The following is a 17,340-nucleotide window of genomic DNA, read 5'->3' as shown; positions in this document are numbered from 1 at the left end:
CACAAAATCATAATAGATTAGTTACTACTTGCATGACCCGATGGGGTCAAATGTTTATAGAAAGGGCCTATATACTATAAACATTTGACCCCATCGGGTCATACAGAGTTACCTTAATTTTTTCAACTGCTTAAATTCTTAAGTGCGCCAGCAGCCAGTTCTCTCCCGTACCGATACCGGTTCCATCTTAACGCCCATGGGAATGGCGTTTCTAAGCTACAGCAAACCCTGAGTAAGGGCGCATGGCCTCTGGTAGAAAACCGATGACAATATCTGATGTTGGGATACCGCGTTCTATCAGGTCATCCGTTACCAAAATATCAGTATTATTGACCAATAGCCAAACTTTGCCCGTCGGTTTAATTTGAAAATGGAATACGACTCTAAACTTGAAACTACCTTGATACCATTCCGTACGCATAACTTGGAAATGACGATGAACAGGGTCAATTACTAGCTCATAATCAGTATCTGAGCCATTGTTACGGCTCTCAACAAATTCGGTAAGCCAGTCTACAATAATTAGCGTATAGGTTTCGATCTTAGCATCCATGCTTCTATAGTTTTTAGTTCTGAATCAATGACGATGGTATTGATATTGAATTTACTCAGAATTAATTGAGTACCCTCTTCCATAAAAAACTCATTATAAACATTTTTAGCCACTGCAAGATAAAGCACTCGTTCGGGTTCTTTGATCTCCATAAACGTATGGTAATTCAAATACTGCCCCAGAACTGTGTGGAATTCGTAAGCTATAGAAGGGGAAATAAAACTTTTAACCTCAATTGCTATTTTGTCAGTGCCCCGTTCAGCAGCGACTATCTGTTCGGCAGCTAAATCAATCGCATAGTCTCTACCCATAAGTTTAACTGAGTATGGATCATGAGTGATTGTCCAACCGTCTTTTTCAAGGGCCTCGCGCACAATAGGATGAAAAATATCTCTTGCCATATCAGTGCGCCAGCAACCAATTCTCTCCCGTGCCGATGCCAGTTTCCATTTTGACGCCCATGGGAATGGCGTTCCGCATGATCTCGTCGACACGTACACGGAGGAGGTCAATTTCGTCACGGTGGGCGTCGAAGACCAGTTCATCGTGGACAGTCAGGATCATTTTCGACTTCAATTTCTCCTGCTGCATGAACTCGTGAATCCGAATCATGGCAATCTTGAGCATGTCGGCGGCACTGCCCTGGATGGGGGCATTCACGGCGTTACGTTCAGCAAACATCCGGTCGGTCTGGTTCCGCGAATTGATGTCGCGCAGGTACCGGCGACGACCCAGAATGGTTTCAGCATAACCAAAGCCGCGCGCTTTCTCAATGCATTGGTCGATGTAGTCTTTTACCGCTGGAAAACCCGCAAAATACTCCTCGATAATCTGAGCCGCTTCTTTGCGCGGAATCTTTAACCGTTGTGATAACCCAAACGACGAAATACCATAGATAATCCCGAAATTGATGGTTTTGGCCTTCCGGCGCATGTCGCTTGTTACTTCATCCAGACCAACGTGAAAGACTTTGCTGGCGGTTTGGGTGTGAATATCGACCCCATTATTAAAGGCCTCCAGCATCGTTTGATCACCACTAAAGGCCGCCATAATACGCAACTCAATTTGCGAATAGTCGGCCGACATGATCAGAAATTCGGGCCCACGGGGTACAAACGCTTTTCGAATTTCCTGCCCACGCGGGGTTCGAATCGGGATATTTTGCAGGTTAGGATTGACCGACGACAAACGCCCGGTAGCAGCAACCGCCTGGTTAAACGATGTATGAATCCGGCCGGTGCGTTTGCTAATCAGCAAAGGCAGCACATCCACGTAGGTGTTTTTGAGTTTAATTAACTCTCGGTAGTCCAGAATCTTCCGGGCAATCTCGTGCTCGGCTTCCATCTTCGACAGAATCTCCTCGCCTGTAGCGTACTGGCCTGTTTTAGTCTTTTTAGCGTTCTTGTCAAGCTTCAGTTTATCGAATAACACCTCGCCCAGTTGCTTTGGTGATCCAATATTGAAGGGCTCGCCCGCAATGTCAAAAATCTCCTGTTGCACCTGTCGCATATCCACTTCAAGTGTAGCCGACAATTCTGCCAATGCGTTGGTATCGATCTTGATGCCTTCCAGTTCGAGGTCGGTCAATACCTGTACGAGTGGCATTTCTACCTGATCGAACAGTTTGTACAAACTGTCCTTTTCGAGTCTTGGGGCAAAGGTTTCCTTGAGTTGAAGTGTTATATCGGCATCTTCAGCCGCGTAGTCGACAACTTTCTGAATATCCACATCGCGCATGGTCAACTGGCCTTTTCCTTTCTTCCCAATCAATGCTTCAATCTCAACCGGACTGTAGTTTAGGTAGGTCATGGCCATCATGTCCATATTATGGCGCATTTCCGGCTCAATCAGGTAATGGGCAATCATGGTATCGAAGAGCTTACCCTGTACTTCTACCCCATACTTTTTCAGCATGAGCAGGTCGTATTTCAGATTCTGCCCAATCTTGCCGATACTGGCGTTTTCAAAAACGGGTTTAAACTGATCCACAATGGCCTGTGCCTCCTCCCGCTCAGACGGTACTGGAACGTAAAACGCTTCACCTTTTCGATACGCGAATGACAAGCCAACCAGATCGGCTTCTACAGGGTCAATAGCCGTGGTTTCGGAATCAAAGCAAATGCTTTCCTGAAGTCCCAGGTAATGCACCAGACTGGCCCGTAATTCGGGCGTATCGACCAATCGGTAGTCGTGCTTAACCGATAAGATCGTTTTCCGGCGTTCGGGCTGGACTGGGTCTATTTCATAATCAGGGTAAACATCCAGGTAAGCGGGGGCTTCTGCCCCTGTGGAGTCATCTGTCGTGATTGTATCCGTTACCTGTCCGGGAGTCGCTTCAGAAGCCGATGCAATCGGGACACTGACTGGCGTTTTCTTCGATTTTGACGCTGTCTTTGCTGGAGTTGCTGGTGTTTTTTCTGAACCAAAATCAAACGGTAAATCATCGGCTCCCGATGGATTAACCGCTCCCATATTCGGGAAGGGCATGAAGGCTGGCGAGTTGCCCCCGGGAGAATCGAACAGGTTCATTTGGGCCGTAGCCGGTGCTTTAAACGCAGCGGGCAAGGGCTTTTCGTCAAAATCACCGAGTAATCGGGTTTTCATCTGCCGAAATTCCAGCTCATCCAACAGCGCGGCCAATCGGGGTTTGTCGTATTCGGTATGCCGAAGGTGTTCTTCGTCGAAGGGTACGGGCACGTCCAGATGAATGGTTGCCAGTTGTTTCGAGAGCAAGCCTTGTTGCGCAAAATTGACCACATTTTCCTTGAGCTTTCCTTTGAGTTCATCGGCTCGGGCAATCAGGTTTTCGACCGAACCAAAATCCGTGATGAGCTTTTGGGCCGTTTTTTCACCAATGCCCGGAATACCCGGTATGTTATCGACCGAATCGCCCATAAGGCCCAGCATATCCGTTACCTGATCGATCCGTTCAATTTGCCAGCGATCCAGCACTTCATTCACGCCCAGCTTTTCGGCGGGTTTGCCCATAAAGGCGGGCTTATAAATATGAATATGCTCTTCCACCAACTGACCGTAATCTTTATCGGGTGTCATCATATACACCTCAAAATCAGCCAGGGCCGCTTTCTTGGCAATTGTCCCAATAATGTCATCGGCCTCGTAGCCGTCCAGAATCAGCATGGGAATGTGCATGGCTTCTACAATCTGTTTGATGTAGGGCATGGCCACGCTGATATCTTCGGGTTGCGATTGCCGGTTGGCCTTATACATCGGAAATTGCTCGTGCCGGAAGGTCTTCTTAGCCGAGTCGAACGCAACGCCGATGTGGGTAGGTTTTTCCTTCGTCAGTACCTCGATCATGGCATTCATGAAGCCAAAAACGGCCGACGTATTAACCCCTCGCGACGAGATACGGGGTGCTTTGCTAAAGGCAAAATGAGCGCGGTAAATAAGGGCCAGCGCATCTAACAGAAACAGTTTTTTTTGTGGTTTAGCCATTCGAAACGATCACAGATCAAGGCTCAAAGGTCGAAAGTCTTACGGACAATCACGCAGTTTTGGCCCGACAAATTGCGAAGAAGTATAGGAGAAATTACCTATCAATACAACAGGATTATGAGCCGTTTGATTCCTCTGAAATAGGTAAACGCAAAGGCAGCGCAACGGTCGCAGTTAAAGGTAAGATTATTCCTTTGCGACCCTTGCGCTGCCTTTGCGCCCTTTGCGTTTACGATAAGCTTACGGTATCAATAGTCGGTCAATAATATGAACCACGCCATTGGTTGCCGAAATATCGGCCCCAATAATGTTCGAGGCAGTATTGGCATTACCTTTCCCGGTAACGGTTAGGGCCGTGGTGCTGATGCCAGCGGTTAGGGTTCCGCCCTGTAGAGTGGTTAAGCTCGATCCGTTGGTAATCAGCGGTGTATACGTACGGCTATCCAGGACATGATAACTTAAAATATTGGCCAATATGCCCACGGGGGCTTTGGCAATCATAGCAGAGTCATACCCAACAGCCTTAAATGCCGCATCTGTCGGAGCAAAAACTGTTATTGGGCCTGGTCCCGTTAGTATTGCGCCAACACCCGCTTTTGTTACGGCCGCCTGTAGCAGTTTAAACGAGACAGTAGGAAACAGAAGCGAACTATTCTGAAGCGTGGTAACCACATTGCCTAACACAGGCGGTATCAAGATCCGGTCAATGGCATAAATAACGCCATTACTGGCCTGTCCATCAGCCTGCAATACATGGGCCCCATTGATTGACAACTTCGTAGAGGAAGATGTAGTGGAGGTTCCCGATGAAACTTTAGAAGTATAGAGAACAGCCGTAGGAATTAATGTCTGTTGAGCTGTATTGACCGCAACAGGTATAGCTGACGATTCCAGACGGGTTCCGAGCACATGGTATTGTAAAACGGCTTTCAATGTTTCGACAGGGGCCGCATTAACCGTAGCGACATCACCATACCCAAACAGTTTAAAGGCATCGTCTGTGGGCGCAAATACGGTGTACGTACCCGGCTGGCTGAGCGTACCATCTAATCCAGTCCGCACCAGTGCTGCCTTGAGGAGCGTAAACTTACTTCCGGTGTTGATAAGCTCCGTAATTGTTGACAGCTTTGGTGTGGTATCCTCCTGTTCTTTACAGGAAGAAAATGAAATGGTCAGAGCCGTTAATAACGCGAGTAGCAGACTCCAACTACGTCCAGTAGACGCGTAGTGATGGATGGACATAATGATCGGGATTAGTGAAGAAAGTTGTACGATACTTCCTGTTGCACAACAGACATTTAGTTGATTTGTTCACCCGACATAAGCAATAATTGGGCAATTTCTACGGCTAGTGTACCATTTTATGGCTACTTTTCGTATCAGCTAAAGACCGCTGTGCCAAGTCGCTTGAATGAAGTACGAAGGTTCGGTGACTTAATGGGTAATTCCATATAAATCTTCTTCCCCCATTTGTCGGTTTCGGTTTTCGGTGGTTGGTTTGTAGAATATATCTAACAAATGCCTCAACCCAAATACGCCCGCGAGTCCATGACGGTGATGACCGAAATGGTACTACCCAACGATACGAACACACTGAATAATTTGATGGGAGGGCGACTGCTGCACTTCATGGATATAGCGGCTGCCATTGCCGCCCAGAAACACTCGAATCGTATTGTGGTAACGGCCTCAGTCGATAATGTGTCCTTTTCCGAACCCATCCGGCTGGGCAACATCGTAACCATGAAAGCACAGGTGACCCGGGCGTTCAGTTCGTCGATGGAAGTCTTTATTGAAGTGTGGGCGGAAGATATTCCAGCTGGCATTCGGGTCAGCACCAACAGTGCATTTTACACCTTCGTGGCCGTTGACCAGAGTGGGCGGCCCATTGAAGTGCCAGCGGTCATTCCTGAAACCGACGAAGAAAAAGACCGTTACGCCAGCGCCCTCCGCCGGCGGCAGTTGCGCCTGGTACTGGCCGGACGCATGAACCCCCAGGATGCTAAAGAGTTGCGGGAATTTTTGAAAGTATAGAGGACGAGAGGGAGGAAGGCGGAGAGGGACGAGGGGGAGGAAAGGGAAAAGGTAAGGATGGATTGTTTTTTCCCTCTCCTCCCCTTCCTCCCTACTTCGTCAATTTGAGTGACTGCCAGGCCACCATCTGCCATTGACCGGCATTTTTGACATAGACCGATAGATAACGCAAGTGGTTATTCAGTGTTTCACCATTGCTAATCGCTTTCAACATACACATGCCATTGATGGTAGCGGTAGTTCCATATATCCGCACTTTCTGTTCTTCAGTATCGATGGAAGTGTACTTTGTTTTTCCATCCCGGATAGACTGGATATACGACTGTTTCGTGTCGGTATTACCATTCGAATGTGCATAGATCAAGTCATTGGCGAGCACCTGATCCAGTACGGGAAGATCGGCATTTATCTGCGCCAGAAATCGTTTTTTTTCGGTTTCAATAACTGTTTTTTCATCAGCCGATGTAGCTGCAACTGAAGCCGAAGCCGAAGGGGACACAGGTGCTTGCGCCCTAACAAATTGAAGGGACAAGAATAGACCAAAGGTCAAAAGGAATCTCATCAGATTTAGTAGGAATAGGTGGTTATAGTTGCTACGATTGGTTTATCCTGACCAGGGTATTGCGAATACTCAACTTGTTTGATTAGGCGATCCTGGGGATCATACGTATTCTGATAGGTAGAAATATAAGCGTTTGCCTGATCCTGAGTACCGTATTGGGTCGTTCGCTTCACAACGGCATTCCGGCTTGTTTCACCAAGAAATGTAAAATAAGCCGGGGGTGCATTGTGATCCATATCGTAATCAAAAGACGTACTGTTGTCTAACTTACCTGTCCTGTTACTATACTCATCAATTTTGGTTATGTTTTTCTTATCAATCGTGGTCATCTGCCGATTAGCTCCCCTGATTACTTGTTTCAGAATACCCTCCGGCGAATACTGTCTTAACGTATCGAGCGTAGCCGGTACAGGCGTACCCGTATCAGTATAGCTTCGTTTCGTATAGGCAAGCACCCGGACCTGGGCGCTATCGAGCGTAAATAAATACGTTCTTGTTCCGCCATCAGTGGCTTGTGTCTCGGTCATTCGGCCATTGGCATAGCTATAACTGTATTGATCTTTGCGCGAATGCAACCCATTATCAGAAGCACTGGTCTGAACCAGGACCTGTTTAATTAGTCGATTCTGCGCATCGTACTGAAACGAGTAATCATCGGTCCCAATAAAACTGTAAATCTGCCCATTTACGGTATCCTTGCCCACATAATTCTTACTTTCCAGGGTCGATGTGTATTTCACTATCATTCGGCTTACACGCTCAATTGGTACAGCTTGTCGTACGGAAGCAGCGTCAAAAAAAGGGTCTACATCCGGTGTATTGCAATTGTATAAACCAACGCAGGCAATTAGTATTAGTGTTAAACGGCTCATAATTCACAACGTTTAGCAGGTTACGTCATTTATCCGGGATCGGATCTAATTATATGGATCTAATTATATAAAGCACCGTCAGCCAATTTTGTTTACTAAACGGTAAATACATCAACATACAGTCCAAAGATTATCAGACGCCCGTGCCGATGAGGACATAAAAAAACCGGCCTATTGGCCGGTTAAAACAACTGTTTTCATAAAAACCGGACGTTATCGGAAACCGGCGTTACAAAACTCATTTCTTGGTTCCACTAATGGATTCGTACCGGCTAATGCGCCCTCCCTGTACCGTTTCGGTGGTTGTTGAGATAGCAATCTGGTTATTTTCAAAAACGCCCGTCGCTGTGAAATCACCGGTAAACGTCTTATTCAACACCGACATCTGATCCTGATTACGATCAATTACAGTGAATGTCTTGCCTGATTCGTCCAATTGAGCCGTTACTTTTAACGCTTGTGGCCGGGGCATGGTTGCGTCGATATAAAATTCTCTAGGATTCGACCCTTTGGAAATGACAATAGTTGCCGTTCCTGACTCTGGTGCACTTTCAACGCCACCTACCGTAAATGAGGTTTGAAAACCGCCCGTATAGGTGCCAACGTACTGATCGCGAGGGTCAACAGCATCTGCCCCGCCAGATTTTTTACAAGATGCCGTAAGCAGGCCAATTGCCAATAACGTAAAAAGCGCATTCCGGAAAGACCGAACGGCGTAAGAAGTTGCCATGGTTTGGTGTAAATGGGTTATGTCCATATGTTGTCTATCAAACGTCGTGCCGGGTTTGTGAAGTATAAACCCGGGCGAAAAGTGCAAATTTACGTAGGTTTACGGCTTATCGACGCTGGTATCTCAATCTTACGAACTCAGGTACGGGATAAGTTATTCGATACCGAGATGTGGAAGAACGGGAAATGGCAGAGTCTCGGGCGTATTTCTTGAGCCGGTGAAGTAACTGCCAACTTTTATTTTACCATAAAAAGAATTAATAGAATTTAAACTACAAACTTACTAGTTATAGCAGAACTATATTTGGCTTAACTAAAGAATTGCATATCTTCCTGCTTCGTTATGGCTTGGTTCTGCTCGCTATAACAGATTGGTTCTGAAAAATGAATCGGGTTAATCGATACATGTTCTAAATACAGGAAAAGCTTTTGAATCGACGAGATTTTATGCAGGTAGCGGGCTTAGGTACCGGTACACTGATGCTATCGCAACTCCCCGTTTTCGGACGCCCGGTCTCCGAAGAAGCCTTGCTGATGCCTGGTCTGGACGTGGCTATAAAGAAACGACTGGCCGATGCTGCGCTGAATGCCGCTAAATCCAAAGGAGCTTCCTATGCCGATGTACGTATTGGCCGCTACCTGAATCAGTTCGTTATTACCCGAGAAGACAAGGTGCAGAACATCACCAATACTGAATCGTACGGTGTAGGGATTCGTGTGATTGCCGATGGGTGCTGGGGATTTGCTGCCGTTGGTGATGCCAAAACCGAAGCCGAGTTAGCCAAAGCAGCCGAAAAGGCGGTGGCAATGGCCAAAGCAAACGCCTTGCTATTGTCTGACGAGCCCGTTCAACTGGCGCCACAAAAAGGCTTTGGCGAGATAAGCTGGAAAACGCCTATTCAGAAAAACGCTTTCGAAATACCCATTAAAGAAAAAGTGGACTTGCTGATGGCCGTCAATGGAGCCGCCACGAAAAATGGAGCCAACTTCGTGAACTCCCAGTTGTTTCTGGTCAACGAACAGAAATACTTCGCATCCACCGATGGCTCCTACATCGATCAGGATATTCACCGTTTATGGCCCAGCTTCACCGTTACAGCCATTGACCCAAAAACGGGTAAATTTGAGACCCGGGATGCCCTGAGTGCGCCCATGGGCATGGGTTACGAATACCTACAGGTTAACCCAGCGGATAAAATTACGGGCATCACTACCCGCTATAACAAGGGCTACGATATGCTCGAAGATGTGGTAGCGGCTGCCAAACAGGCAAAGCAAAAACTCGCGGCCAAATCAGTCGAAGCGGGCAAATACGATCTGGTACTCGACCCATCGCACACCTGGCTGACCATCCACGAATCGGTTGGACACCCGCTGGAACTGGATCGGGTGCTGGGCTACGAAGCCAACTTTGCCGGAACCTCCTTTGCGACTATCGATAAGTGGAAAACCAAAGGATTCAATTATGGCAGCAACCAGATCACCCTTTTTGCCGACAAAACCCAAACAGGTTCGTTAGGTGCTGTTGGGTACGATGATGAGGGCGTTCAAACCAAGCGCTGGGATTTGGTCAAAGATGGCATTCTGGTCAATTACCAGGCCATTCGCGATCAGGTGCATATGCTGGGTGAGACAGAATCGCAGGGGTGTTGCTACGCCGATAGTTGGGGCTCGGTTCAATTCCAGCGCATGGCCAATGTATCGCTGGCAGCGGGTAAAGAACCGCTCTCGGTCGATGAGCTGATCAAGGATGTCAAGAAAGGCATTTACATTATTGGCGATAGCTCCTACTCCATTGATCAGCAGCGGTATAACTTCCAGTTCAGCGGACAGTTGGCCTACGAAATTAAGGACGGTCAAATCGTGGGTATGCTGAAAGACGTAGCCTACCAATCCAATACACAGGAATTCTGGAACTCCTGCGTAAAAGTCTGCGACGAGCGCGACTACCGATTAGGCGGCTCCTTTTTCGACGGGAAAGGGCAACCGATTCAAATCAACTCCGTCTCGCACGGCAGCGCAACGGCTCGTTTCAACGGCGTCAATGTGATCAATACAGGTCGGAAAATATAGTGAAGTAGGTGTAGTGGTTGAGTGAGTGGAATCAGCCCTCACTTCAATCACTCAACCACTACACCTACTTCATCAATCAACCAAACACATGGCAATTATTCTAACCGAAGCAGACGCCAAAACACTATTACAGAAGGTGCTGAAGTTTTCCAAAGCCGACGAATGCGAAGTGAATTTGCAGGGGGAAGAGTGGAGTAACATCCGGTATGCCCTCAACAAAGTCACTACCTGCGGATCGAAATCGTATAAAACACTTTCGATTCAATCGGCTTTTGGCAAAAAAGTGGGCGTTGCTACAATCGACGAATTCGACGATGCGTCACTGGAAAAAGCAGTCCGGCGGTCGGAAGAAGTGGCCCAACTAGCCCCGGAAAACCCAGAATATATGGGTCTGGTTGGTCCGCAACAGTACCTCCCCGCCACGGGCTTTTTCGACTCAACCGCTACTATATCGGCAGTTGATCGGGCTAAAGCGGTGGCTCAGAGTATTCAGGTTGCCAAATCACAAAAACAAACCGTAGCCGGTTACCTGGAAGACCGCATTGGTTATTCGGCTATGATGAATAGCAAAGGACTCTTTGCGTATTATCCGAGTACGCGGGTCAATTTCAGCGCTACCATCCGTACCGACAATGGAACGGGTTCGGGTTATTCTGCGCAGGGCGTAAGCGATTTCCCCAAGCTAAATACCGCGGCCTCTACCCAGATTGCGCTTCAAAAAGCCTTGGGGACGGTAGGCGCACGAGCCATTGAACCCGGAAAATACACCGTTATTTTAGAACCGCTGGCGGCTGCCGTATTACTTGAGCATCTGTTCCGCAGTCTGGATGCGCGCAGTGCCGATGAAGGACGCTCGTTTTTGAGCAAACCCGGCGGTAAAACGAAACTCGGCGAGCAAATTATGGACGAGCGGGTAACGATCTACTCCGATCCAACTAATCCGGAACTTCCGGCATCCCCCTGGTCGGCCGATGGACGGGCGCAGGAAAAGCTCAACTGGATTGAAAAGGGCGTCGTCAAAAACCTAGCCTATTCCCGTTATTGGGCACAGAAAAAAGGCGTTAAAGCCGTACCAGCCCCAACCAACGTCATGATGGTAGGCGGAACTGCTTCGCTGGATGACCTGATCAAAAGCACGCAACGCGGCATTCTGGTTACCAAATTCTGGTACATCCGCTCCGTCGATCCGCAATCACTGTTGGTGACCGGCTTAACCCGGGATGGAACGTTTTACATCGAAAACGGCAAAATAAAACATCCCGTCAAGAATTTCCGATTCAACGAAAGCCCGGTGATCATGCTCAATAATCTGGAAACCCTGGGTAAAGTAGAGCGGGTGGTCAGCAGTGAGGGCTCGTTTAGTAACTACCTCATTCCAGCCATGAAAATCCGGGAATTTACATTCACGAGTTTGTCGGATGCGGTGTAAGCATAGTTTGGTAACGCATCATTCAACCCCGTTAGGGGTGACCTGTCAATAGTAACAAACATTCCGCTCGTTTCAAGCGCCGTAGGTGCGGCCTAATCCAAATTAAACAGGTCGCACCTACGGCGCTCTTGAAGTGTCCATGTACTCGATTCTCTATTAACAGACCGCACCTTACGGCGCTAAAGAGCTTAGATAAATTACCGAAAATATCGTCCTTATAATTAACACAGCAACATGTCAACCAGCTCTCAAGACGAACGAGAAGCAAACCACATGAACCGACGCCAACTCTTAAAACTCAGCGTTCAGGGTGCGGTAGCCAGTGCATTAGGAGCCACTACAATCCCCGCACAGGCTAGTGTTCCCAACTTCGTCAAAGAGTCCGCTAAAAACGGCAGGATCGTCGTTGTCGGTGCGGGTGCGTTTGGCGGCTGGACGGCTTTGCATCTGTTGCGTAAGGGCTATAAAGTAACCCTTGTTGATCAATTTGGCCCTGGCAACAATCAATCAAGTTCGGGTGGAGAAACACGACTGATTCGGGCCTATTATGCCGATCCTATTTATACGGACATGGCAATTCGCGCGCTAGCTATCTGGAAGGAGAATGAGGCACGGATGGGTCAAAAACTACTTCATCAGAATGGATTACTACTTTTTAACTATCCGTCCAGTAAGGCCGAATCCGAAGCGGCTGTCTCCATCTACAAAAAGGCGGGACTACCCCTCGAGAAAGTAAGTCTGGACGAGGCCGTTAAGCGGTGGCCTCAAATTGGGCTGGACGGACTGGATCATGTCATGTACGATCCAACGGCCGGGTACCTGGATGCGCGCAAAGGCTGTCAGGCCGTTCGCGATTTGTTTGTAAAAGAAGGTGGCACGTTTCTGCAACAGCAGGTGAAACAGGAAGCCATTAAAGGTGGTAAAGCAACCTCTCTTACCCTTGCCAATGGCACTGTACTGGAAGCCGATCAGTTCCTGTTCGCCTGTGGCCCGTGGGTGACACGCCTTTTCCCGGAACTCACAAAGAAGCTCACTGTGACCCGAGCCCTGGTTTTCTTCTTTGCCAGTCCAGCGGGTCAATCCGATTTTATGGAGAATAAACTGCCTACCTGGATGGATCGGGACATGGCGGGCCCGTTCCGCTCGTTCGGCGTACCGGGGAGCGATTATCGAGGGTTCAAACTAGGATTAACGCCACCAGACAACAACGTAACGGACCGATTTGATACGTATAATCGCTTTGTAAAACCAGAAGAATTTGAGTTGGCGTTAGGCGTCATTAAACGTCGGTTCCCTAAAATGGTGGGTCAGCCACTGATCGAACAGCGTGTTTGTCAGGTTACGATAACGCCCGATTCTGATTTTATTCTTGACACCCATCCCGAAGCCGATAACCTTTGGGTCATGGGGGGCGATTCGGGTCATGGATACAAACAGGGAGCCTCCTTTGGCGAGATAGCAGCCAATACAATAGCGGGTGAGCAGGATAAGATCAAACAGTTTGCACTAACCCGGTTATTGGGTTAATTTAATACAGTACCTGTTTAAACTTTCCAAATTCAGTTAAGATTGACTTGTTTTCTGTTATTTCAGCCGAACCTGCTATCCCAGGATAGCTAACGTATTCGCTTTCATCATCAGTCTCTTACCGAAATCTTTTCAAAAATCACGGCCCTTCGTTGCCTATAGCCCGCTGGTTTGTTCTATTTTTACAAAGGAACAAAATCCTGAAAATCAAAAAAATCAGGTAAATCCTGGCTCAGACAATGCAATTCTCACACCTCCACTGCCACACTCAATACTCGCTGCTCGATGGCCAGGCCGATATTAAGAAGCTGATTAAGAAGGCTAAAGCCGATAATATGCCCGCCGTTGCCATTACAGACCACGGCAATATGTTCGGCGTGTTTGAATTCGTGGCCGAAGCTAGCAAGCAAGGCATCAAACCCATTGTTGGTTGCGAGTTCTATGTAGTGGAAGATCATACCAAGAAACAATTCACCAAGGAGCAAAAGGACATTCGGTATCACCAGCTTTTATTAGCCAAGAATGCACAGGGCTATAAAAACCTGGCGAAACTGTGTTCATTGGGGTACATGGAGGGATTATACGGCAAGTATCCCCGTGTTACTAAAGAACTCATTGATAAATATAAAGAGGGCCTGATAGCCTCTACCTGCTGCATTGGCGCATCGGTTCCAAAAACCATTCTCAAAAAAGGCGAAGAAGCGGGTGAAATTGAATTCAAGTGGTGGCTCGATCGCTTCGGCGAAGATTATTATGTTGAGCTACAGCGCCACGAAATTCCCGATCAGATCAAAGCCAATGAGGTTTTAATCAAGTTTGCCCGGAAGTATAACGTCAAGATCATTGCGTCCAACGATTCGCACTATGTCGATCAGGACGACTGGGTAGCGCATGATATCCTGCTGTGCGTGAACACCAACGAAAAGCAAAGTACGCCGTCGATGAAGGACTTCAGCGACGACGATGTGATGCCTAAAAACACCCGCTTTGCCTTCTTCAGCGACCAGTTCTATTTCAAGAACACGCAGGAGATGACGACGCTCTTCCACGACCTGCCCGAAGCCATCGACAATACCAACGAGATTGTGGGCAAGGTCGAGACGCTAAAGCTGAAGCGCGATATCATGCTGCCGAACTTCCCCATTCCGCAGGAATTCCAGCAACATACCGATGACGTTCTGAATCAGTGGGAATACCTGCGTCACCTCACGTATACAGGGGCTAAAGAACGCTACGTAGATATTCTGCCGCACATTCAGGAGCGCCTTGATTTTGAATTGTTTACCATCAAAACGATGGGTTTTGCCGGGTACTTCCTGATCGTAGCCGACTTCATTAAAGCTGGGCGCGATCTGGGTGTGATGATCGGCCCCGGCCGTGGATCGGCAGCGGGTAGTGCAGTGGCCTATTGTACGGGCATCACCAATATTGATCCCATTAAGTACGACCTTCTGTTCGAGCGGTTCCTTAACCCCGACCGGAAGTCGATGCCCGATATCGATACGGACTTCGATGATGAAGGCCGCCAGAAGGTGATCGATTATGTGGTGCAGAAGTACGGAAAATCGCAGGTAGCGCAGATTGTGACCTACGGTACGATGGCCTCCAAATCGTCGATCAAAGATGTAGCGCGGGTGATGGATTTACCCCTTCAGGATGCCAACGCCGTTGTGAAACTCGTGCCCGACAAGCCGACGTACAACATGACGCTCAAGCGTATCTTCGAAGATCCACTCGACGGACCAGGGGGGTTAGCGAGCGTTATCCAGCCCGAAGAACTGGATAATGTGAAGCGAATGCGGGCGCTTGAATCGGGTGATCGGAGTGCCGCGCAGGCCATGCGAATTGTCGATTATGAAAAGGTATCGGCTGTTCTTAAACAAGCGCGTAAACTGGAAGGTACGGTTCGTAATACAGGTTTGCACGCAGCTGGAATTATCATTGCTCCCAGCGATTTGTCGGACATTGTTCCGGTATCGACCTCAAAAGATACGAACCTGATTATCACCCAATATGAAGGGAAAGTCATTGAGGATGCGGGTGTAATAAAAATGGACTTTTTGGGGTTGCGCAACCTGACCATCATCAAGGAATGTTTGCGGCTCATCCGGCAGAACCACGGCGGCTTTTTAATTGATGGCAAGGAAACTGACATTGATGATATTCCACTAGACGACGAGGAAACCTATAAACTCTTCCAGCGGGGCGAAACCAATGCCGTGTTCCAGTTTGAATCGGACGGCATGAAAAAGCACATGAAAGACCTGAAGCCTGACCGCTTTGGTGACCTCATTGCCATGAACGCCCTCTATCGTCCGGGTCCAATTGCCTACATCCCGAATTACATCAACCGGAAACACGGCCGCGAAGAGGTTAAGTACGACATGCCAGAAATGGAAGAGTACTTGGCTGATACCTACGGCATTACGGTGTACCAGGAGCAGTTGATGCTGCTGTCGCAAAAGCTGGGTAACTTCACCAAAGGCGACGCCGACGTATTGCGGAAGGCAATGGGAAAGAAGGACAAAGCCACGCTGGATAAAATGAAGGGCAAATTTATGGATGGTTGTGCCTCTAATAATTTGCCCCTGAAAGTCTGCGAGAAAGTCTGGACCGACTGGGAAGCGTTTGCTTCCTACGCGTTTAACAAATCGCACTCCACCTGCTATGCGTTCGTAGCTTACCAAACAGCTTACCTCAAGGCCCATTATCGCTCTGAGTATATGGCGGCCGTTTTAACCAGCTGCCTCGGTACAATTGATAAGATTACGTTCTTCATGGAAGAATGTAAGAATATAAATATTCCGGTATTAGGCCCGGATGTAAACGAATCGGAACGCTTTTTCGGCGTTAACCAAAAAGGTGAAATCCGCTTTGGTCTGGGTGGTATCAAAGGTGCGGGCGATGCGGCCGTGGAAGCTATCATTGAAGAACGCAAAGCAGGCGGCCCTTTCAAAGATATATTTGATTTTGCCATTCGGGTCAACCTACGAACGGTGAACAAGAAAACCTGGGAATCGCTGGCCTATGCTGGTGCGTTCGACAGCATCGACGAATACCATCGGGCGCAGTATTTTGAGATGGCCGAGGGCGATACATCGCCGTTTCTGGATAAGATTATCCGCTACGCCAACAACTACCACGCCGAGAAAGCAGCTGCCCAACAGTCATTGTTTGGGGGCATGATGAATGGGGAACCCATGATTGCCCGCCCCAAAGCGCCAACCGTGACAGAGTGGAACCAGATCGAAAAACTGAAATTCGAGAAAGATGTGGTTGGTTTTTACATTACCGGCCACCCGCTCGATGAATTCAAACTCGAAATGGACGGATTTTGTAACTGCACACTGGCCAATATCTTCGAGACAAAACAACCCGAAATTAAGGTTGGAGGCATCGTATCTGCCGTTCAAATGCGGGTAACAAAGAGTGGAAATCCGTTCTGCATCTTCAAAATCGAAGATTACAATAGCTCACTGGAAATGGCCCTTTTTGGGGATGACTATGTCCGGCTGGTGCAATATATTGAGGTGGGTCGTTTCCTACATATTACCGGAAAAACCCAGAACAAATGGGGCTCTGAGCAACTGGAGTTCAAACCAGTAAGTATTCGACTACTGAACGATATGCGCGAAAAATTCTGCAAAGAATTACGCGTATCCTTAACCATCGATATAGTAAATGCCCAACTTATTGCCAAACTAAACGAGCTGGCAACTGCACATCCAGGCACCTGTGCGCTTTCGTTCAACGTCGTCGATCCCATCGAGCGTATTGAGATAAGTTTGCAGGCCCGAACGTTAAAAGTATCGCCCGCGAACTCATTTTTGAAAGCGCTGGAAGCGATGGACGGCGTGACGTGTAAGGTGGCGTAACGTCATTTGGGAATTCTAATTCCTTCTGCTAGAGAATTAACTCCATCTGCGGTATAGTATTCGGTATAGCGGATTGACTTCTCCGAAAAAATTACATTTTCCCAAGTGATTACTCGTGGTGGGCCATAGTTAAGTGTATAGTGAATTGACGTTTTATCTGAATTAATCACTGAAGTTACGCAGTGATTGTGCCTTTGTCACAATCTGAGCAGAATATACCATTTTTG

Annotated in this window: 12 protein-coding genes; 5 read left to right on the top strand and 7 right to left on the bottom strand. The window is 47.9% G+C overall.

Annotated features, from left to right (window positions below):
* Positions 1-211 precede the first annotated feature (211 nt).
* From ACYVGO_RS35640 to ACYVGO_RS35625, 4 genes are all read right to left on the bottom strand, one after another.
* Entirely contained in the window at positions 212-553 is a 342-nt protein-coding gene (locus tag ACYVGO_RS35640; protein ID WP_460973452.1) for an element excision factor XisI family protein, read from the bottom strand.
* Entirely contained in the window at positions 523-954 is a 432-nt protein-coding gene (locus tag ACYVGO_RS35635; protein ID WP_460973451.1) for an element excision factor XisH family protein, read from the bottom strand. The genes ACYVGO_RS35640 and ACYVGO_RS35635 overlap by 31 nt, the downstream gene beginning before the upstream one ends.
* A gap of 1 nt (position 955) precedes the next feature.
* Positions 956-4,012: a DNA polymerase I gene (polA, locus tag ACYVGO_RS35630; protein WP_460973450.1), complete on the bottom strand. Its 3,057-nt coding sequence runs from the start codon at positions 4,010-4,012 to the stop codon at positions 956-958.
* Positions 4,013-4,252: 240 nt separating this feature from the next.
* Positions 4,253-5,254: a fasciclin domain-containing protein gene (locus ACYVGO_RS35625; protein WP_460973449.1), complete on the bottom strand. Its 1,002-nt coding sequence runs from the start codon at positions 5,252-5,254 to the stop codon at positions 4,253-4,255.
* 276 nt (positions 5,255-5,530) lie between these two features.
* Between ACYVGO_RS35625 and ACYVGO_RS35620 the strand changes: the two genes are divergently transcribed.
* Positions 5,531-6,046 (top strand): acyl-CoA thioesterase, encoded by a 516-nt coding sequence (locus ACYVGO_RS35620; RefSeq protein ID WP_460973448.1) that lies wholly within the window; start codon positions 5,531-5,533, stop codon positions 6,044-6,046.
* Positions 6,047-6,137: 91 nt separating this feature from the next.
* Here the strand turns inward: ACYVGO_RS35620 and ACYVGO_RS35615 are convergent, their stop codons facing one another.
* From ACYVGO_RS35615 to ACYVGO_RS35605, 3 genes are all read right to left on the bottom strand, one after another.
* On the bottom strand, positions 6,138-6,608 hold the full coding sequence (locus ACYVGO_RS35615) for a nuclear transport factor 2 family protein (protein ID WP_460973447.1): 471 nt from the start codon (positions 6,606-6,608) through the stop codon (positions 6,138-6,140).
* Positions 6,609-6,613: 5 nt separating this feature from the next.
* Entirely contained in the window at positions 6,614-7,480 is an 867-nt protein-coding gene (locus tag ACYVGO_RS35610; RefSeq protein WP_460973446.1) for a hypothetical protein, read from the bottom strand.
* Positions 7,481-7,718: 238 nt separating this feature from the next.
* Positions 7,719-8,210: a hypothetical protein gene (locus ACYVGO_RS35605; protein ID WP_142774394.1), complete on the bottom strand. Its 492-nt coding sequence runs from the start codon at positions 8,208-8,210 to the stop codon at positions 7,719-7,721.
* A 428-nt stretch (positions 8,211-8,638) separates the two neighbouring features.
* On the opposite strand from ACYVGO_RS35605, the gene ACYVGO_RS35600 reads away from it, so the two are divergent.
* The 4 genes from ACYVGO_RS35600 to dnaE all read left to right on the top strand — a co-directional run bounded on the left by ACYVGO_RS35600 (position 8,639) and on the right by dnaE (position 17,113).
* On the top strand, positions 8,639-10,282 hold the full coding sequence (locus tag ACYVGO_RS35600; RefSeq protein ID WP_460973445.1) for a TldD/PmbA family protein: 1,644 nt from the start codon (positions 8,639-8,641) through the stop codon (positions 10,280-10,282).
* An 88-nt stretch (positions 10,283-10,370) separates the two neighbouring features.
* On the top strand, positions 10,371-11,711 hold the full coding sequence (locus ACYVGO_RS35595; protein WP_460973444.1) for a TldD/PmbA family protein: 1,341 nt from the start codon (positions 10,371-10,373) through the stop codon (positions 11,709-11,711).
* A gap of 234 nt (positions 11,712-11,945) precedes the next feature.
* Positions 11,946-13,238 (top strand): NAD(P)/FAD-dependent oxidoreductase, encoded by a 1,293-nt coding sequence (locus ACYVGO_RS35590; protein WP_460973443.1) that lies wholly within the window; start codon positions 11,946-11,948, stop codon positions 13,236-13,238.
* A gap of 239 nt (positions 13,239-13,477) precedes the next feature.
* Positions 13,478-17,113 (top strand): DNA polymerase III subunit alpha, encoded by a 3,636-nt coding sequence (gene dnaE / locus ACYVGO_RS35585; RefSeq protein WP_142774400.1) that lies wholly within the window; start codon positions 13,478-13,480, stop codon positions 17,111-17,113.
* Positions 17,114-17,340 lie beyond the last annotated feature (227 nt).

The organism is Spirosoma migulaei, assembly GCF_054776855.1.
Note: the sequence above shows the minus strand (reverse complement) of the source record. Positions and strands in the feature narration are given on the sequence as shown.